Annotated in this window: 17 protein-coding genes; 5 read left to right on the forward strand and 12 right to left on the reverse strand. The window is 73.8% G+C overall.

Annotated features, from left to right (window positions below):
* Positions 1–79 precede the first annotated feature (79 nt).
* On the reverse strand, positions 80–1,597 hold the full coding sequence (locus tag V5O46_RS25355) for a radical SAM protein (RefSeq protein WP_332887010.1): 1,518 nt from the start codon (positions 1,595–1,597) through the stop codon (positions 80–82).
* 214 nt (positions 1,598–1,811) lie between these two features.
* The gene (locus V5O46_RS25360) at positions 1,812–2,390 is read right to left on the reverse strand and encodes an SRPBCC family protein (RefSeq protein ID WP_332887011.1); all 579 of its coding nucleotides are present in this window, start codon (positions 2,388–2,390) and stop codon (positions 1,812–1,814) included.
* 236 nt (positions 2,391–2,626) lie between these two features.
* Between V5O46_RS25360 and V5O46_RS25365 the strand changes: the two genes are divergently transcribed.
* Positions 2,627–3,628 (forward strand): TIGR00341 family protein, encoded by a 1,002-nt coding sequence (locus V5O46_RS25365; protein WP_332887012.1) that lies wholly within the window; start codon positions 2,627–2,629, stop codon positions 3,626–3,628.
* Between the two features lie 115 nt (positions 3,629–3,743).
* Here V5O46_RS25365 and putP read toward each other — a convergent pair whose 3' ends face one another.
* Positions 3,744–7,355, reverse strand: coding sequence for a sodium/proline symporter PutP (gene putP, locus V5O46_RS25370; RefSeq protein WP_408649058.1), 3,612 nt, complete (start codon positions 7,353–7,355; stop codon positions 3,744–3,746).
* Between the two features lie 789 nt (positions 7,356–8,144).
* On the opposite strand from putP, the gene V5O46_RS25375 reads away from it, so the two are divergent.
* Positions 8,145–10,589 (forward strand): protein kinase domain-containing protein, encoded by a 2,445-nt coding sequence (locus tag V5O46_RS25375; RefSeq protein ID WP_332887014.1) that lies wholly within the window; start codon positions 8,145–8,147, stop codon positions 10,587–10,589.
* A 75-nt stretch (positions 10,590–10,664) separates the two neighbouring features.
* Positions 10,665–12,992: a serine/threonine-protein kinase gene (locus tag V5O46_RS25380; protein ID WP_332887015.1), complete on the forward strand. Its 2,328-nt coding sequence runs from the start codon at positions 10,665–10,667 to the stop codon at positions 12,990–12,992.
* 71 nt (positions 12,993–13,063) lie between these two features.
* Here V5O46_RS25380 and V5O46_RS25385 read toward each other — a convergent pair whose 3' ends face one another.
* Complete coding sequence (locus V5O46_RS25385; protein WP_332887016.1) at positions 13,064–13,558, reverse strand: peptidylprolyl isomerase; 495 nt, start codon at positions 13,556–13,558, stop codon at positions 13,064–13,066.
* 188 nt (positions 13,559–13,746) lie between these two features.
* Here V5O46_RS25385 and V5O46_RS25390 point away from each other — a divergent pair, with 188 nt between their 5' ends.
* A complete protein-coding gene (locus tag V5O46_RS25390) occupies positions 13,747–14,946 on the forward strand; it encodes a serine hydrolase domain-containing protein (protein ID WP_332887017.1) in 1,200 nt (399 codons plus the stop codon).
* 459 nt (positions 14,947–15,405) lie between these two features.
* Positions 15,406–16,170 (forward strand): helix-turn-helix transcriptional regulator, encoded by a 765-nt coding sequence (locus tag V5O46_RS25395; protein WP_332887018.1) that lies wholly within the window; start codon positions 15,406–15,408, stop codon positions 16,168–16,170.
* On the opposite strand, the gene V5O46_RS25400 is transcribed toward V5O46_RS25395, so the two are convergent.
* From V5O46_RS25400 to V5O46_RS25435, 8 genes are read right to left on the reverse strand one after another with little or no spacing between them, the layout of a single operon-like run.
* Positions 16,161–17,618, reverse strand: coding sequence for a YcaO-like family protein (locus tag V5O46_RS25400; protein WP_332887019.1), 1,458 nt, complete (start codon positions 17,616–17,618; stop codon positions 16,161–16,163). The two genes, V5O46_RS25395 and V5O46_RS25400, sit on opposite strands and share 10 nt — an antisense overlap.
* Positions 17,615–18,421 carry an ABC transporter permease gene (locus V5O46_RS25405; RefSeq protein WP_332887020.1) on the reverse strand — a complete coding sequence of 269 codons (807 nt, stop codon included), beginning with the start codon at positions 18,419–18,421 and terminating at the stop codon, positions 17,615–17,617. The genes V5O46_RS25400 and V5O46_RS25405 overlap by 4 nt, the downstream gene beginning before the upstream one ends.
* On the reverse strand, positions 18,408–19,415 hold the full coding sequence (locus V5O46_RS25410) for an ABC transporter ATP-binding protein (protein ID WP_332887021.1): 1,008 nt from the start codon (positions 19,413–19,415) through the stop codon (positions 18,408–18,410). Before V5O46_RS25410 ends, V5O46_RS25405 begins: the two co-directional genes overlap by 14 nt.
* Positions 19,412–20,749 (reverse strand): hypothetical protein, encoded by a 1,338-nt coding sequence (locus V5O46_RS25415; protein WP_332887022.1) that lies wholly within the window; start codon positions 20,747–20,749, stop codon positions 19,412–19,414. Before V5O46_RS25415 ends, V5O46_RS25410 begins: the two co-directional genes overlap by 4 nt.
* A complete protein-coding gene (locus tag V5O46_RS25420) occupies positions 20,679–21,779 on the reverse strand; it encodes a CPBP family intramembrane glutamic endopeptidase (protein ID WP_332887023.1) in 1,101 nt (366 codons plus the stop codon). The genes V5O46_RS25415 and V5O46_RS25420 overlap by 71 nt, the downstream gene beginning before the upstream one ends.
* 4 nt (positions 21,780–21,783) lie before the next feature.
* A complete protein-coding gene (locus V5O46_RS25425) occupies positions 21,784–22,689 on the reverse strand; it encodes a SagB/ThcOx family dehydrogenase (protein WP_332887024.1) in 906 nt (301 codons plus the stop codon).
* A complete protein-coding gene (locus V5O46_RS25430; RefSeq protein ID WP_332887025.1) occupies positions 22,686–23,579 on the reverse strand; it encodes a nitroreductase family protein in 894 nt (297 codons plus the stop codon). Before V5O46_RS25430 ends, V5O46_RS25425 begins: the two co-directional genes overlap by 4 nt.
* 11 nt (positions 23,580–23,590) lie before the next feature.
* Positions 23,591–24,661: a TOMM precursor leader peptide-binding protein gene (locus tag V5O46_RS25435; protein WP_332887026.1), complete on the reverse strand. Its 1,071-nt coding sequence runs from the start codon at positions 24,659–24,661 to the stop codon at positions 23,591–23,593.
* Positions 24,662–24,902 lie beyond the last annotated feature (241 nt).

A 24,902-nucleotide genomic window follows, 5' to 3' on the forward strand; every position in this document is an offset into this window, starting at 1 on the left:
GTGACGACGTCGGAGGAGTAGGCGGCGGCGCAGCAGGCTTTCAGGCTGTCGCCGCCCGGGCTGCCGGGTGCCTCGGCACTCATCGGGTGCCCTCCTGTCGGGCTGCGGTCCGGGAGCCGTACGGGGTGTCGGCGAGGCGGTCGGCGAGGGGCAGGGCGTTGGGCGCCACCGGCGCGACGGGGATGCCGGACATGGCCGCGCGGACCTCTTCGCGGTAGCCGACCGAGTTGTACGCGCAGAACGGGATCAGCCGGCCGTCGGGGGTGATCTCCTCCACGCAGCACTTCATCAGCTGCTTGACGTTGAGGGTGTATGGGTCCTGGAAGTCCTGGACGACGATCATGAATGCCTTGTCGCTCAGCTCCTTCACCGCCTCCGGCAGGTCGATGCCGCACGTGTCGGCGCAGTCCAGGGCCTCGGCCGTGGCCCGCAGTTTCTGCTCCGTCGTCTCCGTGCCCATGAACGCCGACGCCGACCACAGCCTCTCCAGTGCCTCGCGGATGCCGGTGTCGGGCAGGACGCGGTTGGTGACGTAGTCGAGGTAGTCCTCGACCTGGAGCAGCCGCGGGACGGGTACGACGGTCCGGTCGTCCTGGTTGCCGTCCACCAGGAGGTAGGTGATCGAGCGGCAGGTGGGGAAGCAGCACGGCACGGGGAAGAAGTCGCCCCTGCGGAACCAGCCCGGGAGCTGCTCCTCGATGAGGCGGATCACGTCCGGGTTGGTCAGGCGGTTCAGCGGGTCGAAGGGGACGTGCCGACCGGAGTGGGTGACCGGCTGGATCGCCACCGACCGTACGGCCGGGTGGTCGACGCCGTACTCGATGACGGCGCCCAGCTCGTGCTCGTTCAGGCCGCGTTCGACGGCCGCGACGAGGGTGACGGTCAGTCCCTCCTCGGCGCAGTTGTCCAGGGCACGCTGCTTGAGACCCCGCAGGTCACGGCCCCGGATCTCGCGGTGGGTGCGCTCGTCGAAGCCGTCGAACTGCAGGTATACACTGACCGACCGGCCCGGGAGCCGGTTGCGCCTGCCGAGTTCGGCGACGAGGTTCCGGTCGCTCGCGAGACGGATGCCGTTGGTGTTGAGGGTGACGTTCCTGATCGGGCGGGCCTGGGCGAGGTCGATGAAGTCGAGGATGTGCCGGTGGATGGTGGGCTCGCCGCCGGAGAACATCACCACCTCCGCCTCGCCCTCGGAGGCGACGAAGGCGTCCAGCATCGTCTCGCACTGCTCGTGGGTGATCGAGTAGCCGTCGCTGTGGTGGCCGGAGTCGGCGAAGCAGATCGGGCAGTCCAGGTTGCACCCCGTGTTGACCTCGATGATGCCCAGGCAGGCGTGCTGCTTGTGTTCGGGGCACAGCCCGCAGTCGCTGGGGCAGCCGTTCTTCACCTCGGTCTGGAAGGTCAGCGGGATGGTGCCGGGTTTGTTGAACCGGCCGGACGACAGGTACTCCTCCGCGTCCCCGTAGACCAGGGCCTCGAACTCGCCGTGGTCGCGGCAGCGCTTGCGCAGATAGACCCTGCCCTGGCGGATGTTGACCTGGGCGTCGACCGGGGTCTTGCACAGCGGGCAGATCGACCTGGTGAATTCGACGAACACCTCCTGCCGGTCCCGTTTCGCACGGGAGCCGCCCGGCGCTGCCGGCTCTCCCCGTTCGGGTGAAGGGTGACGGTTCGTGGTCATCGCGTTGTTCGCCCTCGCTTCGTCGTCGCTTCGCTGTCGCTTCGTCGTCGCTTCGTCATCGCTTCGTCATCGCTTCGTCGTCACGCAGTACCGGGGTCCGGTGAGCGCGCTCACCGGGCCGGGCACGGGCTCAGTCCGGAAGTGCGGCGGCCCTGCGCTCGGCCTCGGTCCCGAGGGAGGCGAGGGAGGCGGCGACCGTGCTCTCCCACCGCCTGGCCACCGCGGCTCCCCACCACTGCCCGAGGCGCCACAGGTCAGTGCCCAGTTCCCCCTCGTACACCAGCCGTGTTCCCGCCTCGTGCTCGCTCAGCACGAAGGACTCGGTGACCTGCGGCACCGGCCCGCGCACCAGCCGGAAGTCGATCCGTCCGGGGCGGGTGAACCGTACGGTCTCCACCGTGACGGCCGTCAGCCGCCCGCCCGCGACGGGGGTGAAGTGCTCGGCCAGCACCAGGTCGCTGCCGCGTTCGAGGACGTGCAGCTTCTCCCGCATCGCCCTCGGCGTACGGCCGAGGTACGGCTGTGCCACCACGTCGAAGACCACCTCCCGGGGAGCGGCGATGTCCACGGACTGCGGGCCGAGCGGGCGGGTGCGCCTGCCCAGCCCCAGGTCGACGGGGAGGACCCCGGTCACCAGCCCCAGGTAGCCGGCGACGGCCACGCCGCCTCCCGCTGCCGCCGCACCCGTCCAGCGCCGAACCCGTCCCATGAGCAGCACTCCCCTGTCTCGCGTCTCGCGCCCCGACCTGTGGCCGACCGTCACGACGCTACGGCCGACCGGTCTCCGGATCGGGGAACACGCCCGTGTCTCTCCCGGCCGCAGGCGGCTGGGGCCTGCAAGCTCTGCAGCCGCAATTCCCGCAAGCGGTTGCCGGCGGGGTGGACCGGACCCGCGCGCCCGTGTCCTGACCGCCGAAGCCGTGCCGATCGTGGTTGTTTGGGGGCGTGATCAGCAACGTTCGCGCCCGTGTCCTGCCGCCCGCACAGCGTCGCTCGCTGGAGGAGCTGACCGACGATCTGGACATGTCGACCGGGGACACCACGTCCAAGCGGTCGGCCTTCTGGACCATGCTGACGCTGTCCTCGGCCATCGCGGCCGGCGGAGTACTCCTGGACTCGACGGCCACCGTGATCGGGGCGATGATCATCGCGCCGCTGTCGACGCCGATCATGGGCATCGCTCTGGGCTCGGTGCAGCGCCGCCGCACCGGGTCGACCAGGGTCGTCTTCTTCGGCTGCTCGCTGGTGATCGCGGTCGGGGTCGTGTTCTCGCTGGTGCTCCCCACCGGCTACGACCTGCTCTCCAACAGCCAGATCGCGTCGCGGACCTCACCGGGGCTGATGGACCTGATCGCGGCCCTGGCGACGGGATTCGCCGGCGCGGTGGCGCTGGCCCGGCGGGACGTCGCCGCCGTACTGCCCGGGGTCGCGATCGCGATCTCCCTCGTCCCGCCGCTGGTGGTGGCCGGAGTGTGCCTGGGCCGGCTGTCGGGATGGTTCGCGCTGGGCGCGCTGGTGCTGTTCGTCTCCAACCTCTTCGCGCTGGTCTTCGGCGGCATGGTGGTCTTCGCCACCCTCGGCTACGGCACCCGGGCCGACCAGGCGGCCGGGCGGCCCGCCCGCCGGACCTATGTCGCCATGGCCCTGCTGTTCGCCGTCGTGATCGTTCCGCTCAGCGGCAACACCGTGATCACCTTCCTGCTCGACCACTGGACCGACCGGACCAAGCAGGCGGCGCAGCAGTGGCTCGCCGACGAGCCGGGCGCGTCCGTCACGAGTGTCGACGCGACGTCCCGGACGATGCACATCCACGTCCGCACCCCCGGAGAGCTCCCGCCGACCCAGTCCCTGCTCGACCGGCTCGACGGACAGATCCCCAACGGCATCCCCATCGTGGTGGACACATCGCGTGGTCAGCGCATCGACGCCGGAGTGGTCGGCGACTGAGCGGCCGGCGACCGAGCAGTCTCGGCGACCGGTTCCTCCGGGAACCCGGGGATCGCAACGCCCCGCAGCCGGCCGGACGAGGAGCCACCCCGGAGCCGGTGGACCGGCGGCGCGGTCAGGTGAGCGGTCCTGCGCTGAGCGGCTCGGCGGTGAGCGGCTCGGCGGGGACGACCTGCTCCGTCCAGATGGTCTTGCCGGTCGTCGTGTAGCGGGTGCCCCAGCGCTGGGCGAGCTGGGCCACGATCAGCAGGCCCCGGCCCCCTTCGTCGGTGGTCCGGGCGTGGCGCAGCCGCGGGGAGGTGCTGCTGGCGTCGGAGACCTCGCAGATCAGGGCACGGTCCCGGATCAGGCGGAGCGAGACCGGTCCGATCGCGTGGCGGATGGCGTTGGTGACCAGTTCACTGACGATCAGCTCCGTGGTGAACGCCAGCTCGTCCATGCCCCACTCCGCCAGCCGCCCGGTGGCGCAGGCCCGGGCCTGCCCCACGGCGGCCGGGTCGCGCGGCAGGTCCCAGGAGGCGACCTGGTCGGGGGCCAGGACCCGGGTCCGGGCCAGCAGCAGCGCAGCGTCGTCGGACGGGGGGCCCGCGAGCAGGGCGCCGACCGCCGTGCGGCCGATCTCCTCCAGCGTCGGTCCGCGCTCCGCCAGTGCGGTGCCGAGACGGGAGAGGCCGACGTCGATGTCCCGGTCGTAGCTCTCGATGAGACCGTCGGTGTAGAGGGCGATGAGGCTGCCCTCGGGCACCTCCAGGTCGACGGACTCGAAGGGGAGGTACCCGAGCCCGAGGGGCGGTCCGGCGGGCAGGTCCAGGAGTTCGGCACCGCCGTCCGGGCCGACGAACACCGGCGGGAGGTGTCCGGCCCGGGCCAGCGTGCACCGTCTGCTGACCGGGTCGTACACGGCGTACAGGCAGGTGGCTCCGAGGAACGCGGCGCCCATCGTCTCGTCCTCGGCCTCCGTCGGCTCACCACCGTCGTCCGCTTCGATGAGGCCGATGACCAGGTCGTCCAGGTGGGCCAGTACCTCGTCCGGGGCGAGGTCCAGGTTGGCGAGCGTGCGGACCGCGGTGCGCAGGCGCCCCATGGTGGTGGCCGCGTTCATGCCGTGGCCGACGACGTCACCGACGACGAGGGCGACCCGGGCCCCCGAGAGCGGGATCACGTCGAACCAGTCGCCGCCCACCCCGCTGGGGGCGTCCGCCGGGAGGTACCAGGACGCCACGTCCAGGGCGGACCCTCCCGTCAGCTTCTGCGGGAGCAGCGAGCGCTGCATGGAGCGGGCCGCGGTGCGTTCGCGGGTGAAGCGGCGTGCGTTGTCGATGCTCACCGCCGCTCGGGAGACGAACTCCTCGGCGAGGCGTACGTCGTCCTCCTCGAAGGGGCTCGCCTTCCGGGACCGGCCGAAGGTCGCCACGCCCAGGGTGACGCCCCTGGCCCGCACGGGGACCACCATCAGCGAGCGGAAGCCGAACGCGCGGATGGAGTCGCCCAGGGATGGGTCCTCGGTCAGCCAGGAGCTGGTGGCGGGGTCCACGGTGTGTTCCACCAGTGTCCTGCTCTCCAGCAGGCAGCGGGTCACGGGCGAGGACGGGGCCCGCCGCACCGTCTCCCCCACCGCCAGGGTCGCCGTCGGCCAGTCCGCGTGCACCGTCTGCCGGGCCGCGCGGCGGAGGACGGGTGTCATGCCGACCGGTCCGGGGGCCGGTTCCTCCCCGCGCATGACCGTGTCCAGCAGGTCGACTGCGGCGAACTCGGCGAGGGACGGTACGGCCGCGTCGGCCAGCTCCTGCGCGGTCCGCGTCACGTTCAGCGTGCTGCCGATCCCGGCACCGGCCTCCTTCAGCAGGGCCAGGCGCTCCTGGGCCCGCCGGCGGTCGGTGACGTCGATGATCATGTACCAGATGCCCACCCGGCGGCCCTGGCGGTCCTTCATGGCGAAGAAGGACGCGGAGTACGCCCGATCCTGGTGCGGGTCGTTGAGCCCGGCGCCGCGGAACTCGTGGTCCATCACCGGGCGCCCGGTCCGCAGAACCGTCCGCATGTGCTCCTCGAACGCCTCCGCGTCCGACCTGGGCAGCACCTCCCTCGCCTCCCGCCCCAGCCGCTGGGCGAGCGGGACCAGGCGGTCCAGCGGCTTGTTCACCCAGACGTAGCGCAGGTCCGTGTCCAGAACGGCGATGCCGACCGGTGCCTGGGTGAGGAACGGGGTCAGCATCAGCTGGCTCACCCCGCCGCCCGGCATCCGCCAGAACGCCCGTTCGGGTGGCCGGCCGACGAATCTGCCGAAGAGCAGCGCGGCCAGGGTGGCCACCAGCACGCCCGGGACCATCTCGTAGATGCCCGACTCGAGCGGTCCGAGCAGGGGGTTGATCCGGTCCCAGAGCAGTACCGTGCCCGCGCCCGAGACGATCCCGGCCATGGCCCCCGCCCAGGTCATGCGCGGCCAGTACAGCGAGAGCAGGACGACCGGGCCGAAGGCCGCCCCGAAGCCCGCCCAGGCGTAGGCGACGACGCCCAGCAGGCCGTCGGCTCTCAGCGCGATCACGTAGGCGATCACGATCACCAGGACGACGGCGCCGCGCCCCAGCCACACCAGCGCCCGGTCCGAGGCGCGGCGGTTGAGGAGCGCGCGGTAGAAGTCCTCCGTGAGGGCGACCGACGACACCAGTAGCTGGCTGTCCGCGGTCGAGATGATCGCGGCCAGTACGGCGATCAGCATCAGCCCGGCGACCCAGGGGTTGAGCAGCGTCTGGCTCAGCACCACGTACACGGTGTCCGGGTCGGGGAGCGGCGGGCCGAGCTGCCCGATCCCGACGAGACCGACGAGCGTGGCACCGCCGAGCACGACGACGACCCAGCCCGTTCCGATGCGCCGGGCCGCGGGGATGGCACGGATGCTGCGGATGCCCATGAAGCGGGCCAGGATGTGCGGCTGACCGAAGTAGCCCAGGCCCCAGGCGAGCAGCGAGAGGATCGCGACGGCGCCGAGCGGCCCGCCCGCCGACCACTGGCCGTCCGCGTAGCCGACGTCGGCACCCATGTCCAGCAGCCCGGGTGCCCTGGCGTCGAGGGCGTCGCCCAGTGCCCCGAAGCCGCCGAGCGCCACGACACCGGTGATGGGGAGCACCAGCAGGGCCAGGAACATCAAGGTGCCCTGCAGGACGTGCGTCAGGCTCACGGCGAGGAATCCGCCCAGGCACGAGTAGACGACGATCACCAGGGCGGTCAGGGTCACCCCGATCCCGAAGCGGATGTCGAAGACGGTGGTGAACAGCAGCCCGCCGGCCACCAGCCCGCTCGCGACGTAGACGGTGAAGAACACCAGGGTGACGGCGGCCGAGGCCATCCGGAGCACCCGGGTGCGGTCCTCGAACCGCTCCTCCAGATACGCCGACAGGCTCACGGCGTTCCCGGCCCGTTCGGTGTAGGTGCGCAGCCTCGGCGCGACGAACCGCCAGTTCAGGTAGGTGCCGATGATCAGTCCGACGGCGATCCAGCTGGCCCCGATGCCGGCCGCGTACACGGCTCCGGGAAGCGCGAGGAACAGCCAGCCGGACATGTCGCTGGCCCCTGCGGACAGGGCGGCGACGGGGGCTCTGAGCCTGCGGCCCCCCAGGGCGAAGTCGGCGAACGTGTGCGTACGGGAGTACGCCCAGATCCCCGTTCCGATCATGGCGGCCACGTACACCAGAAAGGTGACCACGATCGGCGCGCTCAAGTCGAACATACGGCCCTCGCCTGCGAGGCTCATGCGCACCGAAGCGACCGTCGGCACGCCTGGCTGCTGTGCGCCCGGCGGTAACAATCTACACATCTCGGACGTCAGCGGGCGACTCGGTGTGAGCCGTCCACCGGTCCTCGCCCTCCGGTCCTCGCCCTCCGGACCCGCACCGGGTTCGCCCGGAGGGGCCTCCCGGGTGCCGTGCGCGACGGCACGTACGACGCGGGGCCCCGCTCGCGGCGGAGGCCCCTTCCCCGGCTCACGCGCCGCAGAGGTGCGACCAGCCGTGGCCGGTCGCGAGCCCCGCTCGTCGCCCCTGCCGACCAGGGCGTTCATGGCGTTCCGGCCGCCGGCGGGAACGGCGGGGTGTCGGGAACGGCGGGGTGTCGGGAACGGCGGGGTGTCGGGTGCGACCGAAAGGATGAGGACGTCGAGGGGCCGGGGTGCGCCCGAGGTATCCGGCGCACTCGCGGTGTCCGGTGCGCACAGGGTGTGAGGTGCAACCGGGTGTCGGGTTCGCTGGACACCTCGGAAGCCGGCCACGCATCAGGGACCCCGGCCGCGGGCACCGACGCCGGCGGCCGATCGCGGGGCTGCGGCGGCGGATCACCGGTCCGGTGCTCGGTGCGGAGCACCCGGAGCACCCGGAGCACCCGGAGCACCCGGAGAACGAAGAGGACGAAGGCAGCCAAGGCCTGACAGACGGTCAGCGCTCGGCCCGGCGTGCGCTGGACGCCGTCCGGCCCGGGTGCGAAGGTTGATCACCGAGCGGAGCGGCAGCAGGGGGATGACGTCATGTTCGGTGAGGTCCGGGAGTATTCGCCGCGGCAGGTCGGCCCGTACCGGATTCTGGCGCGGCTCGGCACCGGCGGCATGGGCGAGGTGTATCTGGGCGCCGATGTGCGGCCGGCGTCGCCAGGGGACACGGAGCCGCGGCTCGCCGCCGTCAAGACCATCCGCGCCGAGCTGAGCGGCGACGCGGCGTTCCGGGACCGCTTCCGCCGGGAGATGGCGATGGCCAGGTCCGTCGAGAGCCGCTCCACCGCCCGCCTGCTGGCCGGGGACGCGGACGCCGCGGAGCCCTGGATGGCCACCGAGTACGTCGCGGGACCGACCCTGGAGCGGGCGGTACGGGCGGTGGGCCCGCTGCCCCCGGGCGCCGTACTGCGCCTCGGGCTCGGCCTGGCCCGTGCGCTGCGCGGCATCCATCACGCGCGTGTCCAGCACCGCGATCTGAAGCCCGCGAACGTCCTGCTCGGAGCCGAGGGGCCCAAGGTCATCGACTTCGGCATCGCCCGTGCCTTCGGCGCCAGCACGATGACGGCGACCGGTGCGATGGTCGGATCCCCCGGCTACATGTCGCCCGAACACGTCCTGGGCGGCCGGCACGTGGTCGCCGCCTCCGACATCTTCGCTCTGGCCTCCGTGCTCTGCTTCGCCGCCACCGGGGAGAACCCCTTCGGGGACGGTCCGGTGGCCGCCGTGCTGTACCGGATCTCGCAGGCGGAGGCCGATCTCGCCGCCGTACCAGCCGAGGTGCGCGAGCTGATCGAGGACTGCCTCGTCGCCGACCCGTCGGCCCGGCCCGACGCCGCCGCGCTGGACGCCCGGTTCGGGGCGGCCGTCGGCGACCCGGACGGCCCCGTCGTCTGGCCGCCCGAGGTGCAGGCGATGGTGCGGGCGCACGAGGAGGAGCTGGCCCGGACCGTGGCCGGGGCGGGTCCGGTGGTCCAGCCGCCGCCCACCCCCACCATGCCCGGCGCCGCGCCGGTCCACAGTGCGCCGACCGTCACCGGCCCGCCCCCGCAGGCCCCCGCCCGGCCCGCCGCCCCCTCGGGCGCCCGGCGCGGCAGGACCGTCGCGGCCGTGCTGGCGGGCGCGCTGGTGGTGGGCGCGCTCGGCGCGGTCGGGCTGCGGGCGCTGCAGGACGACAGCGGCGGGAGCCCGGCCGGCAACACCGCGAACGGGGATCCGTCGCCGTCGCCCACCGTTCGGCCGGTGGCAGGAGTCGACCGCTACGGCGCCGACCGCACCCGGTACTTCCCCCTCGACCCCGCCGCCCGCCCCGGAGGCTGGAAACCGTGGGGCACCACCCTGGACGGGCGGCCCTGGCGCTGCTCGCTCAACAGCGACCTGCTGGTGTGCCGGACCCTGGACGGCGGCCTGGAGGCGGTGCGCGCCGCCGACGGCGAGCCGCTGTGGAAGGCCGCCTCGGCCGCTCCGGACGAGTCGCCCGCCCTGTCCGGCTCGCGCGGTATCCAGCTGCCCGGGAACCCGACCAACCCGCAGCTCCACGGCGACACCGTCGTCTCCGCCGAGGGGGAGACGGTACGGGGCCGGGCCGCCGCCGACGGCACGGTCCGCTGGGAGCGCCCCCTGCAGGGCGAGGAGACGGGTGCGATCGTCGGCGACCTGTTCCTCCACGACGGGGTCGTCCTCGTCACCGCGGACGCCGGAGCACGGGCCACGGCACACGCCTTCGACGCCGTCACCGGCGAGCCGCTCTGGCAGCGGCGGCTGGCCTCCTCCGACCGGCCCCTGGCCGCCTACGGCGTCTTCACGGGGACGTCGGTCGTGGAGGGACGCTTCGTCGTCGTGACCGAGGGCGGCCTGACCGCGTTCGAGGCGCGCACCGGCGAGCCGACCCAGCTGACCGTGCCGGACAAGGGCGACTGCACCGCGGTCCGCGCCGACGGCGGCGGGGTGCTGTGCGACATCGAGGGTGAGGGGACCGTGACCCTGGACGCCGTGACGCTGGAGCCGGTGGGGCCCAGCGGTCCCGTGATGCCCGGCGACCCGGTGGCCGCCGCGGAAGGCGTGATCTCCGTCGGCCAGGCCGACTACACGCTGGAGCGGGACCGCGCGAAGATGGTCCTCGCCGACCCGTGGGAGCCCGACCGGAGCCCGCGCACCGTCGGGGTCTTCCCCACCCGGCTGGACGACCAGGAGGACGCGGGCGGCGCGGGCGACGGCGCGGCGCCCGGGTACGTGCACTCAGAGGCGACGATCGTGGGCTCCACGGCCCTGTTCCTCGACAACGCCTACCTCTACACACTGCCGCTGAACGGCGGCGAGCGCAGCAGGACCGAGGTCGAGGGCGCCCCCGGCAACCGCGCGGGCGGCGGCGTCAACGGCACCGTCGACGCGTATGTCTGGGCGCCCGAGCTGCTCTCCGTCGGCGGTGTGCTCTACCTCGTCCACCACGACGGAACCGTCCGCTCCATGGAGCTTCCCACCTGATCCCCCTGATCCCCCGCGCCTGTCCCGGAAGTCCGCCTCCGGCCCGACGGCCGCCCGAACTGGAGTCCGCTCACCGTGCTGCGCCCGCTCGACGCCCACGCCCCCTACGACGTCGGCCCCTACCGGCTGCTGGCCGGCCTCGGCTCCGGCGGTATGGGGACGGTCCACCTCGCTCTCCCGCCCGACGGCGGCCCGGACGACCTGGTCGCCCTGAAAACGGTCCGGCGGGACCTGGAGCTGGAGGGCGACTTCCGGGTGCGGTTCCGGCGGGAGGCGGAGGCCGCCCGCGCGGTGCGCAGCCCGTACGTCTCCGCGCTCGTCGACGCCGACCCCGACGCCGAACGGCCCTGGCTCGCCACCGCGTACGTGGTCGGCCCCTCGCTCGACGAGGCGGTCACCCGTACGGGAGCGCTGTCCGTGCCCGTCGTCCGGGAACTCGGCGCCGACCTCGCCCGCGGGCTGGCCGCGGTGCACGGCGCCCGGCTGGTGCACCGCGACCTCAAGCCCGCCAACGTCGTCCTGGGCACCGGCGGGCCGCGGCTCATCGACTTCGGCATCGCCCAGGCCTACGACGCCACGGCGCTCACCGCCACCGGCATCATGGTCGGATCCCCGGGCTTCATGTCGCCGGAGCACGTCGCCGGGGACCGTTCGGTGACGGCCAGGTCCGACGTCTTCTGCCTGGGCGCGGTCCTCTGCTTCGCGGCGACCGGTCGGGGCCCGTTCCAGGACAGTGAACTCGCGGCGATCGTGCACCGCATCGCCCAGGGGCAGGCCGATCTGTCCGGGCTGCCGGAGGAGCTGCGGGAGGTGGTCACCGCCTGTCTGCACCGGGACCCGGAGCAGCGGCCCACTCCGGGCGAGCTGGTCCGGGCGCTGGACCCCGCGGCCGGCGAAAGGCCGGCCGCCCCGGCGCCGCGCACCGGAGCGTTCCCCTGGCCGGACGGTGTGCGCAAGGTGATCACCGAGTACGAGATCGCCGTCGGCAGGGCCCTGATCGCGCCACCCGCGCCGCGCCGCGCACCGGGCCCGGCGGCAGCACCGTCCCCGGCCGGCTCCCCGTCCGTACCCGGGTCCGTGCCCGACGCCGGTCCCGCCGGTATGGCCACCGACGCGCCCGCCGCCCGGCGGCGCCGCAACCGGCTGCGGTGGGCCGTCGGCACCGGTGCCGGACTGCTGGTGGGCACGGTGACCGCGCTGCTGCTGCCGCTGCTCGGCGACGGGGCGGGCACCGGGGCCGACGCGGGTGCCTCGGCCTCCCCCGGCGGCACGGGTGCCGGTGGCGGCGAGGCCGCCGCCGTGCCCGTGGTCTCCAGCAAGACCCGCGACTTCGGCCCGGACGCGCTGGACCGCTCCCGGCTGCCCGCGGGATGGTCGCCGTGGTCCGCATCCTTCGAGGGCTCGGGATCGCCCCTGGACTGTGCGCTCAGCGGCACGGTGATCGTCTGCCGGCTGCACACGGAGGACGGCAACCGGCTGTGGCTGGAGGCCCGGAACGCCTCCGACGGCACTGCCCTGTGGCGCTACCCGGCCGAGGACGAGCCGGCCGACGGCACCCGCGTCGACGGGCTCGACCTGGACGCCCGGCACGCCTACATCACCTCGGCGGACGGGGACGGTTTCGCGATCCTGCGGCTGGACGACGGCGAACCGGTGGCCACGCTGCCCGGCGCGCCCGGCTACGCCCCGTCGACCGCCCGGGTCCACAAGGACCGGATCCTCGTCTCCTACACGGGAGGCGCCGGTACCGGGGGTGCACACAACATGCTGTTCCGTGCCTACGCGCTCGAGGACCGCCGGCAGCTGTGGGAACGCGTGATCAACATGGCCTACCCGGCCTCGCTGGACGTCGTGGGGGACCGGGTCTGGGTGGACGGCGCGCTCGAGGCCCAGACGCTGGACCTGGCGACGGGGAAGACCCTGGCCAGGGTCCCGGAGCGCTGCGTCCTGGCGGGCCGGGGCTCGCGGCACGCCGTCTGTCCCGACGGTGTGCGGGATTCCGGAACCCTGCGACAGATCAGCGGCTTCGAAGGCAGTGGCTCCATGACGGTGAGCCAGAGCGGTCTGGCCGTCGTCGGAGGCCCGCAACGACGGGACGGCTCCGGCTACCTGCGGGCGATCGACCTGGCGGCCGGGCGGGAGAAGTGGTCGGTGACGGTGGGCCGGACCCAGGCCGCCGTGGTGGCCGCGGACCGTGTGCTGGTGCTGGGCGACGCCGGAGCGCGCAGCTTCGAGCTCGACAGCGGGGAGGGGGAGGTCCAGCGGACCTACGCCGACTGGCCCAAGGAGGACGGCCCCGGCGCCACCTTCGTCACCGCGGCCCCCACCACGGTCATGGTGTCGGGCGGTGCGCTGTTCCTCACCTTCGAGGACGGCACGCTGCTGTCCGTGGCCGCCCCCTGAACGGCGGCGGGTCACCCCCGCCCGCTCAGTGGGGCGCGGGTGACCCACCGGGGAACCGGATCCTCCGGGAATCAGGCGACGACGCCGCAGTCCTCGATGACGATCTTCTTGGCGGGGGCGCCGGAACGGCTGCCCAGGGCCTCGACCGCCTTGACGACGTCCTCGCCCTCGACGACCTCGCCGAACACCACGTGCTTGCCGTCCAGCCACGGCGTCACCACGGTGGTGACGAAGAACTGCGAGCCGTTGGTGCCCGGCCCCGCGTTGGCCATGCTCAGCAGGAACGGCCGGTCGTGCTTGAGCTGGAAGTTCTCGTCGGCGAACTCCTCGCCGTAGATGCTCTTGCCGCCGGTGCCGTTTCCGTTGGTGAAGTCACCGCCCTGCAGCATGAAGTCGGGGATGACCCGGTGGAAGGGCGCGCCCTTGTAGCCGAAGCCGTGCTGGCCGGTCGCCAGCTCGCGGAAGTTGCGAGCGGTCTTGGGCACGACGTCGTCGAACAGCCGGAAGACGATGCGGCCGAGGTCCTCCCCGCCGGCCGAGATCTGGAAGTACACGTTCTGACTCATGGCCTCGATTCGATCACAACCGACACGGTCAGGTCGAAGAGGCTGCCCGCCGGGACCTCGGCTGCGGTCCGCCGGTGGCTGCCACCGGCTCTCGGTCCGGGTGGGGCGTGAGGGCCGTACGGGTCGGCTGCGGGGCCCGGCGGGGTGTTGTCCCCGCGGAGGCCCGCACCGGCGCCGAGGGTGCGGGTATGACGCGTACTCGTACGGCGCTGCTGTGCGCCGCCGCCCTGCTCGCCACGACCCTGCAGACCACGACGGCGACCACGGCCGCCGCCCGCCACGAACAGCGGTGCGCCGACACCTCCGACACCCGCCGGGGCGAGGCGCGCCGGGTCATGGACATCGTGCGCGAGGCCCACCGGGATCTGGGCCTCAAGGCCGCGCTGGTCCGGGTCACGACCGACGGCAGGGAGGTGGTGACCGGGGCGGTCGGCGAGTCGATGGCGGGGGTTCCGGCCGGCACCGACATGCACTTCCGGATCGGTTCGGTCGGCATCGCCTACATGGGCACGGTGCTGCTGCAGCTCGTCGACGAGCAGCGGGTCGGTCTGGACGATCCGGTCTCCCGCTGGCTGCCCGACCTGCCGCACGGTGACGAGATCACCCTGCGGATGCTCGGCAGCTCGACGTCGGGACTGCACGACTACGTGACCGACCCGGACTTCCTGGCCCAGCTGGACGCCGCACCGTTCCGCCAGTGGACCCCGCGGGAACTGGTGGCCTTCCCGCTACGCCACCCCCTGTGGTATCAACCGGGCACCAACTGGAGCTACTCGCACGCCAACTTCGTCCTCCTCGGCCTCGCCCTGGAGAAGATCACCGGCACCCCCCTGGAGCGCCTGCTGGACGAACGCGTGATGGATCCGCTGGACCTGCGCGAGACGCGCAACAGCTTCACCCCGCAGATCCCGCAGCCCGTCCTGCACGCCTACGACGACGAACGCGGCACGTACGAGGAGTCCACTTTCTGGAACCCGTCCTGGACCACCGCCCCGGGCGCGGTGCTCACCGGCGACATCTGCGACCTGGCCCGCTCGGCCCGGGCCATCGGCGCGGGCGAGCTGCTCTCCCGGCGCTCCTACCGGGTGCAGCTCGATCCGGGCACCGTCGGCCTGCCGGGCCCGACCGACACCTGTCCGGCGGACGTCTGCCTGCCGCAGACCGAGGAGTTCCACTTCGGGGTCGGCGTGATCGTCGTGAACGGCTGGGTGGTGCAGAACCCGTCCTTCTCCGGCTTCGCCGCCGTCCAGGCCTATCTGCCCTCCGAGCGTCTCGCCATCGCCGTGTCCACGACCGTCGACCAGGACGGGGCGAGCGGCAACACCGCGCAGAGGATCGCCGAGCGGATCGCGGACGCCCTGGCGCCGGAGCAGCCGCTCGGCGGCTGACCGCTGCCACCCAGCCCGGCCCGGCCGGATGCGGCCCAGACCGTCCGGCCCGATGCGGCCCAGACCGTCCGGCCCGATGGGGCCCGATGCGGCCTGGTCCGTCCAGCCGGATGCGATCCGACCGACAGGGCACGACCCCGGCCCGGCAGAACGCGACCCGACCGGCAGGGCGCGACCCCGTCGGGTGCGGCGGACCGGGCCCGGACCGCTCCCGAGATGCCCGCGCGGCCCGCTGTCAACCCGCCCGAACAGGGGATGCGGGCGGGGCCTCCGGTTCCTTGACGCTCCTTTGATCCCCCCGCGAGCATTCACATGACCCGCACATTCGGATGTGCGTCACCCGTACCCGAGGAATCCGGAATGCACGGGATCCCGCCCGTGTGCCTGCTCCTGCCGGGCGCCGTGACCGAGGCGCCCCGTCCCGTCGTTCCGGCCGGACCGTACAAGGGGGATCAATCCATGGACGAGCTCTACGGTCAGCTCCGGTCTGCCGTGGCCCGGTTGTCCGGGCTGACCGAGGCGCTGGACGGCGCCGACCCGGCCGTCGTGCAGGGCGCGCTGCGGCCCGCGCCGGCCGAGCGCATCGACGGCGTCTTCGCGTCCGTCGCCGCCTCCGCCCGGGTCGAACTGCTGGAGGTGCGGCCCGAGATGCCGCGCGCCCAGGGCTCTCCCGGGCCCCGGGCCGCGGTGCGGCATCAGGTGATCGTCGACTCCGGGGTGGCGCACGCCGCCTGCGGGGTGCTCGGGCGAGCCGCCGAACTGCGGACCGCCGCACTGCTGCCGGTCCGGATCGCGGTCGCCGACCGGGACGTACTGGCGCTCGCCGTCAGGCTGACGGAGACCGACGGCTGGCTGCTGACGGACCGCCACTCCGACGCCGCCGCCCGCACCGCCGCCCGTTTCACCGGCAGCTGGTGGCCCCGGGCGCACCGCTACGCGCCCGTCGCCACCACCGCCGAGTCCACCACCGAGGCAGCCGTGATCGCCGGACTGGTCCAGGGCCTCACCGACGAGTCCGTCGCCCTCCGCGTCGGGGTGACCCCGCGCACCGTGCGCCGGCACGTCGCCGCCGTGTCCGCACGGCTGGGCGCCGTGTCCCGGCTCCAGCTCGGCGTGCTGATCGGGCAGAGCGCCGCCCGGGGCGGGAACCCGGAGGCGACGCCGGCACCGTTGGTGACGCCGACGCCGGTGGCGGCCGAGCCGGACGCGGTCGGTCACGGATAGGGCAGCGGATGCACGTTCAGGTCGGCGAAGTCCAGCGGCCGCTCCCGGCGCCCCGACTCGTACGGAACCCTGCCGTAGCGGGGGTTGCCCAGGCCCGGCGCCTGCGGCGGGTAGGGCGGGCTCAGTTCCGGCATCACCACCTTCATCAGGCTGGTGTGCCGGAACTGCGGCAGCGAGAAGTCGAAGGTGACCGGGTCCCAGCCGCGCTCCGCCAGCAGCGAGGTCAGCCGGTCCCAGCGCCGCTCCGGACCGGAGCCGGCCGGGCGCCGCGGAAGCTCCGACAGCGGGATCTCCTCACCGCCGTCGTAGAACCAGGAGACCCGCTCCCGGTTCTCCTCGAAGCCGTAGAACGGGATGACCTGGATGTAGTTGGAGAAGTCGGCGGGCTCGGCGTCCTTGTCGATGGCGAACTGCCGGCCGAACGCCTCGGTGAACTCCCAGTCGGGCGTGGCCAGCGAGATCCGCAGACTGCGCTCGGCCTGCGAGTACTCCGTCAGCGCCGACAGCATCGCCTCCTCGGTGTCGTCGGACACCCCGCCGCCCGCGAAGTAGCCGTAGCGGCGCAGCCAGCCGTCCCGCTCGATCGCCGTGATCACCGGGTAGTCGTGCAGGTCGAGGTTGTGGTGGTGGAAGGTGATCTCGCCGGGCTGCGCCCCGGTGGTGTCCAGCAGGCGGCGCAGCGTCGGGTTGCGCACGGGTCCGTCGAGAACGATCCGGTCCAGCGGGACACCGCCGTACCAGCGCAGGTTGACCGCGTCGCGCTCGAAGAGCTCCAGCACCCCGTGCCACAGGGCGTCCTGGCGGCTGATGTGGCTGGCCAGACCGCCGCTGGGGGCCAGGCCGATGATCGGCTCGTCGGGGCCGTGCAGATAGAAGAGCATGACCAATTGCGCCGGGAGGTACACCTCCTCCCCGGACAGCAGCCGGCGCCCGGCGATCCAGCCCAGCTCGGAGTCCTCCGTCCACGGCTCGTACAGCGGGTCCTCGGCCAGCTGCTCGGGGGCGAAGACCGGGAACTGGTCCGGGTGCAGACAGGGCACTCCCTGCCCGGAGAGGGTGCGGTAGGAGCCGTGCAGGATCCGGTCCATGTGGGTGAGGTAGGCGAGCGAGCCCAGCACCCGCTCCACCGCCTCCCCCACCGACGACGCGGTCGTCCCGAACAGGTCGTGGCCCTTGCCGCCGCCGTACACCTGGCCGCCGAAGCCGGTGTTCAGACCCGGCATGCCGAGCAGCCGGCCCATCGCGTGGTCGAGGTCGAAGTACTGGCCGTGGGCCACGTACATGGGCTTGCCGAGGCCGGAGCGGAAGTAGGTGGTGAACGACCGCAGCGGGCCCAGCGGATGGTAGTAGTCGAGCACCTCCTTGATGGCACCGAACTCGGTGTCGTTCAGCACCGGCTTCAGCAGCCGGTCCCGGTGGTTGAGCCACTCGCTGCGCAGCGTGCTCATCGGTTTCCCTCCCAGGTGGACTTGGAGCGGGCGGTCAGGACGAGGGCCGCGGCGGCGACCAGCACCAGGGCCAGCTCGGGCAGTTCGGAGGCCATGGAGCGGCCCAGATAGGCGTCGACGGACGCGTCGACGACCGGAGTCATCGGGTTGACGGCGGTCAGGGTCTGCAGCCAGCCGGGGAACGAGTCCCGCGGCACCGCCGCCCCGGAGCCGAGGAACAGCACGAAGAACACGGCCGTGCCGGTGATCTGCACACTGCGGGCCGGCAGGTCGAGGCTGCCCAGCAGCACCCCCGCCGCGAAGGTGAACGCCAGCCCGGTCAGCACCACCAGCGCGAACTGCGCCGGCGCGGCCATCACCACCCCGTACGCCACCGCCACCACGGCCAGCAGCGCGGCCACCGCCAGTGCGAACATCAGCAGCCCGACGGCGACCTGCGAGAACCAGAACCACCACATCGGCACCGGCGCCAGCCGGTAGCGGCGCAGCACCCCCGTCGACCGGCACTCGGCGATGTTGATGGCCACGCCGAGCACCCCGAGGTTGACGGCGATGGTGACCACGATGTGCGGCACGTACTCGTCGATGAAGCGCACCCCGTCGGCGCCGGCGCCGTCGGCCGGTTCGGTGCCGTAGGCCACGCCCAGGAACAGCAGCATGGCCAGCGGGAAGACCAGCACGAAGAACACGGCGGCGGGCTCCCGCAGGAACAGCAGCAGCTCGGTGCGGCACAGCCGGCCCAGGCCGCGCGGGGAGCGGCGGGCGGGCGGGGTGAGCGGCGCGGGCGGTTCAGTCACGCGCATGGCGGGGCTCATAGGGGGTTCCCGTCCTCGTCAGATAGAGGTCCTCAAGGTCCGTGGGGCCGGTGGAGGCGGCGGCCAGCACCTGCTGCAGCTCACCGGCCGTGCCGGGCCCGGTGTCCTCCGCCGCCACGTGGGCGCGCAGCGCGGCCACCGCCTTCTCGGCGAAGCCGTGCTCGCCGTAGGCGTAGTACGTGCCGGCCACCACCCGCGAGGTGGTCCAGCCGGGCACCCCGCTCAGCAGCTCCCGCACCCACGGCCGGTCCGGGAGCCGCAGCCGGGTGCTGAGCCCGGCCGCGCCGAGCAGCTCGGCGACCGGGCCGTCGGCGGCGATCCGGCCCCCGTCGAGCACATACACCCGGTGGCAGCGGCTCTGCGCCTCGTGCAGGTCGTGGGTGGCGAGCAGCACCGCGGTACGGCTGCCGGTGAGCTTTTCCAGCACCCCCCACATCTCCAGCCGGGCATGCGGGTCAAGGCCGGTGGTCGGCTCGTCCAGCAGCAGCACCGGTGGCCTGCCGAGCAGTGCGAGGGCGAGGGTCAGCCTGCGCTTCTGGCCGCCGGACAGCTTGCGGTAGAACACCCGGCGGTGCTCGGTCAGCCCGATCTGCTCCAGCAGGTCGTCGATGTCCCAGGGGTCGTCGTAGAAGCCGGCGAACAGCTCCATCGCCTCGGCCACCCGCAGGCGTTCGGCCAGGCTCGACTCCTGCAGCTGGGCGCCGAACGCCAGGTGGTAGGCGGCGGGGCCGGCGGACCGGCTCAGCCCGGCGATCTCGACCTCGCCCCGGTCCGGCCGCCGGATGCCCTCGACGCACTCCAGGAACGTGGTCTTCCCGGCGCCGTTCGGGCCCACCAGGCCGACGATCTCCCCCGCGTGCACCCGGACGGACACCCCGGAGAGCACCGCCTTGCGGTCATAGCTCTTGTACAGGCCCTCGGCCCGCAGGACCACCGGGGCACCCGAGTCCGCCGGCTGCCTCCCCTTCACGGTCACGGTCATGGGCGGGTCTCCTGGCTGATCGGCTGCGGGGGTACGGGGATGCGGGCGGCCGGGGCGAGGGTGCGGCAGGCGGCGGGCAGCACGGCGAGGGCGGGAAGCTCCTCCGGAGCGGCGGACAGGGCGAGCAGACCGCTCGCCCACGGGTCGGCGCCGGCGTCGTCCAGCAGCGCCCGGAGCGTGCCGCCGGTCGCCGCGGCCAGGACCGTACGGCGGGGCAGGCCCGCCTGCTCCCACCAGGACAGCTCGTCGTACAGGCCGTAGCCGGGGACCAGCGACAGGCCGAGCGCGTCGCTGCCCGCCACCAGCGGCACACCGATGTCGTGGGCGTGGGCCAGTGCGTCCAGCAGAAACGCCCAACCGTCGTCGAACTCCCGGCGCGCGGGCCCCTTCAGATGCTCGTAGCCGAAGTGCTCTCGGGCGTACTTGCGGCCGAAGACCAGCCCCGGGCCGCGCATGTCCAGCAGATACTGGTGGAACGGCGCCATCGGCACGGTCCGCTCCAACCGCGGCTCGGACACCGCCTCGTCCAGCAGCGCCGCGCGCCGCCAGGAGTGCAGCAGCGGGACGAGGGACACGCCCTGCCCGGCCAGCGCCCGCAGCGGCTCGGCCGCCGCGGCGCGCACCGCCGGGTCCGCGAAGGCCCGTACGGTGCCGGCGGCCGAGCGGGGGGACGCCGCCTGGGGCAGCAGGCAGCGGGGCAGGTCCTGGACCAGCCGTACGCCGGACTTCGCCGCGGTGACGGCGTCGGTGCGGCCCGGCTGGTGAAGCACCGGCAGCCCGCGCTCCGACGCCGCTGCCACGACTGCCGCGAGCGCACCCGGGTCCAGGGAGGGCCCGGTGCGGACCACCCGCGCCCCGTCCGCCGTGACCGCGTCGACCGCCCGGTGGGCGGACCGGGCGTCGTGCACCAGCCTGGTGGCGGTGGTCGCGGCCGGCGGGCCGTCCAGCACCGGCCCGGTCCACAGCAGCGCCGGGTCGCCGGGGCGGGGATCCTCGGTGAGGGCGAGACAGGGTTCGGTGTGCCCCGCCGCACTGAGGACGACGGTGACGCCGGCCTCCGCGCACAGGGCGAGGCAGGCGCGGTGCGGGGCGAGCGCGTCGCCCTCCACCGCACGGTTGAAGTAGCCGGTGATCCGGGCACAGCCGTCCACGAGCCCCGGCAGCAGCGCGCCGTGCCGCTGCACCGGCTCGCCGCCCGGGTCCGGCGGGTGCGTCCCGGCGCCCCAGTCCGTCACCCGGCCGCCGGTGAGACGGACCCAGCCGTCAGCGAGCCATCGGTGGCCGTCGCACAGCCACGGAGCCGTGTGCACGGTCGCCGTCGCGGTCACGGTCATCGGGCGAACCTCCTTCCTGTGTCGTGTGGGTGGGCCGAACGGTGCGCGTGCCGCGGGTCAGCCGCCGGCACACCAGGAACTGGAAGACGACGTGGGCGGCCACCGCGGGGAGCAGTGAGCCGGACGCGAGCGTCAGCGCGCCCCACAGCAGCCCGTGCACGGCCTTGGCGGGAACTGCACGCAGTCCGAACGAGGCGTGGTGGACGCCGAACAGCGCCGCCTGCAGGACCAGCGCCCCCCACAGCGGCAGTGATCCCTGCAGCCCTGCCAGCAGGTAGCCGCGGAACAGCACCTCCTCGCCCACCCCGGTGAGCAGCCCGAGGGCGAGCAGGACACGGGGGGTGCCGGCCCAGGCGCCGACGGAGCGGGTACCGATGGCACCCGCTCCATGGGCGCGGGTGCCGGGGGCCCGCGGTCTCCCGGCCCGGGTGCCGATGCCGCGCGCCTCCTCGGCACGCGCTCCGCCGGCGCGGGCGGCGCCCGCCTGCCCGGCGTCCGCCCCGCGGGCGCCGCCGCCCGGGCCGTCACCGCGCGCACCGACCGCGCGGAGCCCGTCACCGCCCCCGCCGACCACACCGGAGCCATCGCCCTGGGCGCCGACGACGGCACGTCGGCCGGTACCCGTGTCCGGGCCGGGCGGGCCCTCGTCGGCCGGGGTGGTGGTGCTGGGGGCCCGCCGGGATCTGTGCGGTCCGGCCGTGGACCGGTGGGCGAGGAGCAGTTCTGCGAAGTAGCCCAGGGCGCCGGCCAGGACCCCGGCGACCGTGGCCGCGGCGACCGTCCAGCCGTCCGGGCCCGGGGGATCCGACCCGGCGGTCAGACCGAGACGCACCGGGTCGAACCCGGTGAGCGCCGCGGCGAGGAGCGCCGCGGCACAGACCGTCCCCGTGTACAGCACCGGCGCCAGGCGTTCGACCGCCCGCCGCCCGCCCGCCCCGCCGAGCCGGAACCGCACGGCCACCGCGATCACCGTGCCGAGCAGCAGGGCGAACGCGGGGGCCACCGCCGCCACCAGCAGCAGCCGGTTCACCGGGTCACCGCCCGGCGGGCGGACCGCACGCGAACATCAGCGAGACGAACCTGTCCCGCCCGTCCAGCCGCAGCAGGTCGTTCGCCGTGTCGTCGTCGAACGCGGCCACCGCGCAGCAGCCCAGCCCCAGACCGGTGGCGACGAGGTAGAGGTTCTGCGTCATGACGCCCAGGTCCACATGGGCGAACCGGTAGGAGCGCACGCCGTACTTCCACTCCACCCGGGCCATGTCGAGGGTCAGGACCAGCACGGCGGGCGCGTGGAACAGCCAGTCCGCGGCGATACCGGCCTCGGCGACCTTGCCGCGCATGTTGCCGGAGTCGACGGCCGTCAGTTCCGGCCCGGACGGCCGGTAGTAGTACAGGCCCTGGTCCAGCCCGCTCACGTCGTTGGCGACGACGTACACGTCGACCGGGGCGAGCCCGCCCGCCGAGGGCGCCCGGCGCACCGGGAAGTCCCGCACGTTGTAGCCGGGCCGGCGGTCGCGGATTCCGGCCGCGCCCTCCAGCAGCCCGGCGAGGGTGGGCAGCGGCAGCGGTCCGGGCGCGTACATGGTGGACGAGTGCCGCTGCTCGATGGCGTCCGCCAGGGTGATCCCGGGCAGCGGCTCCGGCTCGGGCAGCGGGACCGAGGGCAGTCCGGCCGGCAGCTCCGGCTCCGCGGGGCGGGGGCGGGCGGCCTGCAGCTCCCTCGGGTCGATCATGTCGTCGCAGACTGCGGCGCGCAGCCGCCGGTGCAGCAGGTCGCGCGGGTTCAGGGGCGGGTCGTCGGGGCCGGCGGCCACCCTCGCGGTGAGACCGCGCAGCGCGGGCAGGTCGCAGACGCGCAGCCCGAGCGCCTGCGCGAGCTGCTCGTCGGTGACGCCGGGGCGCTCCGGGGCGGTGGCTGCGGTGTCGGTGGCCGTGGTCATGCCCGGTCCCCTTCCTGGTCTTCCCCGACTGCCTCGACTGCCTCGACTGCCTCTTCTGCTTCTTCTGCCGTGGCGGTGGCTCCCGCGGGAGTTCCCGCCGGGGTGCGCAGGGCCACCACGGCCAGCGCCGACCGCTCCAGGCCGTCGCAGTGCAGCAGCGTGTCGAGCTCGTCGTCGTAGAAGTCCCGTACCGGGAAGGCCTCGTAGCCGGAACGGCCGGCCAGGCCGCACACCACGTCCAGCAGCACGCCCGCGTCCATGAGCATGTGCCGGTAGCCGCGCGGGCCCCAGGCCAGCATGGTGCGCCAGGGCACTCCGGTCAGCACGAGCGCCGCCTGAGCGGTGCGCAGCGCCTCGGCGGCGTCCGCGTCGGCCATGGCACCGGCGAGGGCCGCGGGGCCCCGGTCGAGGTGGCGTTCGACCCACAGGGCGTTCTCGCCGGGCTGCTGACGGCAGAGTGCGCCGTCGGCGACGACCATCAGGTCGCAGCCGTAGAGGAGGCCGGTGAGCGAGCCGTCCTCGCCGAAGGGCGCGCACAGCGCGGACAGCGGCTGCGGCAGCGCCCCGTGCGGGCGGCGTACGGGGTTGGCCTCGGCGGTGAAGTCCTCCGCGCGGTGCCGGCCGCAGGTGGTGAAGAACCAGCGGCGTACGCCCTCGCGTTCGGCGGCCGTGAGCCGGTCGTCGGGGCGGTGCCGGGAGAGCCGCGTGTTGAGGTGGAAGAGCTCCGCCACGTCGTCCTGGGCGGGGGCGACCCGGTTGACGAACCCGGAGGTCTTGCCGGGGGCGAGCTCCACGACGTTCGGGGACGGGATGAGGGTCTGCTCCAGGGTGCGGCGGAGCAGATGGCCGAGGCCCGGGAAGTCGGCCTTGGTCTCGGTGGGCGAGGACATGGGAGGGCCTCCTACAGGAAGGGGTGCCGGAAGGAGGGCCGCTGCTCGGTGCAGACCGGGCAGCGCGGAAGCCGCAGCACATGCTCCTGGGTGACCTCCAGGCGCTCCAGGTCGATCCGCAGCGCCCGGCCGACCAGGAAGCTCGCGCCGTCCACGAGGTAGCGGGCGGTGCCGATGGCGGCCCAGGACGCGGCGATCGCGGCGTACGGGGCGAGCAGCGGGGGCAGGTCGTCGGCGGTGCGGCGGGCGAGTTCCTCGCTGTAGAGCTGGTACTCGTGGCGCAGCGCGCGGGACGACTCGTGCTGGATCTCGTGCTCGTTGTAGCAGGCCGACTCGCCGGGCACGACGAGCGGTCCGACGATCAGCTCGCTCCCGTCGGCGTAGACCGGCAGCCAGGGCCGTCCGGCGGCGACGGCGGCCCGGTTGAGGCGGTGCAGGAGGGAGGGGCGGAAGCCGTCGAGGGCGAGGACGAGGAGGTCGGTCCCGTCCAGCAGTCCGGCGAGCCGCTCGTCGCCGTCGTGGGCCTCCAGGCCGCCGGCGCCGGCCGCCACGGCGGACACGTCCCCGACGCCGAGCTCGGTGAGCTGCGTGCGGAGCTGTGCCCCGACGGAGCCGCTGCCGACGAGACCGACGGTGGTCTGCTCCAGGCGGCGGACGGGGCGGCCCTCGCTCAGGCTCCGGTGCATCGCGTGCAGACCCGCGTGCTCGGCCACGAGGACACCGTCGTCGGCCAGTTGGTCGATGAGCCCGGACAGCTGCTCCTTGTCGGCGCGGTCGGCGAGGCGGCTGACGACGTCGTCGGCCAGCCGGGGCTCGGCGAAGGCTCGCAGCAGCGGCCCGAGGACCCGGTGCCGGCCGTCGTCGCGCAGCACGCGCGAGTAGCGGGAGCGGGCGCCGTGCCGGAGCAGCACCTCGTCGTCGGTGCACTGCACGACGGTGAGATAGGGGTTCCGGATCAGCCGGGTGCCGGAGCGGTCGGGCGCGGACGCATCGGCCGCGGACGCATCGGCCGCGGACGCATCGGCCGCGGACGCATCGGCCGCGGACGCGTCGGGCACGGCCGCGTCGGGGGACAGGGTCACGGGTTCTCCTCAAAGGCGGCGCGGGAAGGGGCCGCGCGGAAGGCGCGCGGCGGATGGGACGGCGCGGGAGAGACAGCGCAGAAGAGGCAGAAGAGACGGCGCGGAAGCCGCGGAGGCGGCGGAGGACGCGGACGGGAAGGGGCGGCGCGCCCCGTCGGCCGGCTGCCGGACGCCGGGCCCGGTGCGGCGGCACCGGGCCCGGCCGGGGGTCACAGCATCTTCTTGGCGACGGTGCAGTGGC

The sequence above is a fragment of the Streptomyces poriticola genome (assembly GCF_036689765.1).
Classification (GTDB): domain Bacteria; phylum Actinomycetota; class Actinomycetes; order Streptomycetales; family Streptomycetaceae; genus Streptomyces; species Streptomyces poriticola.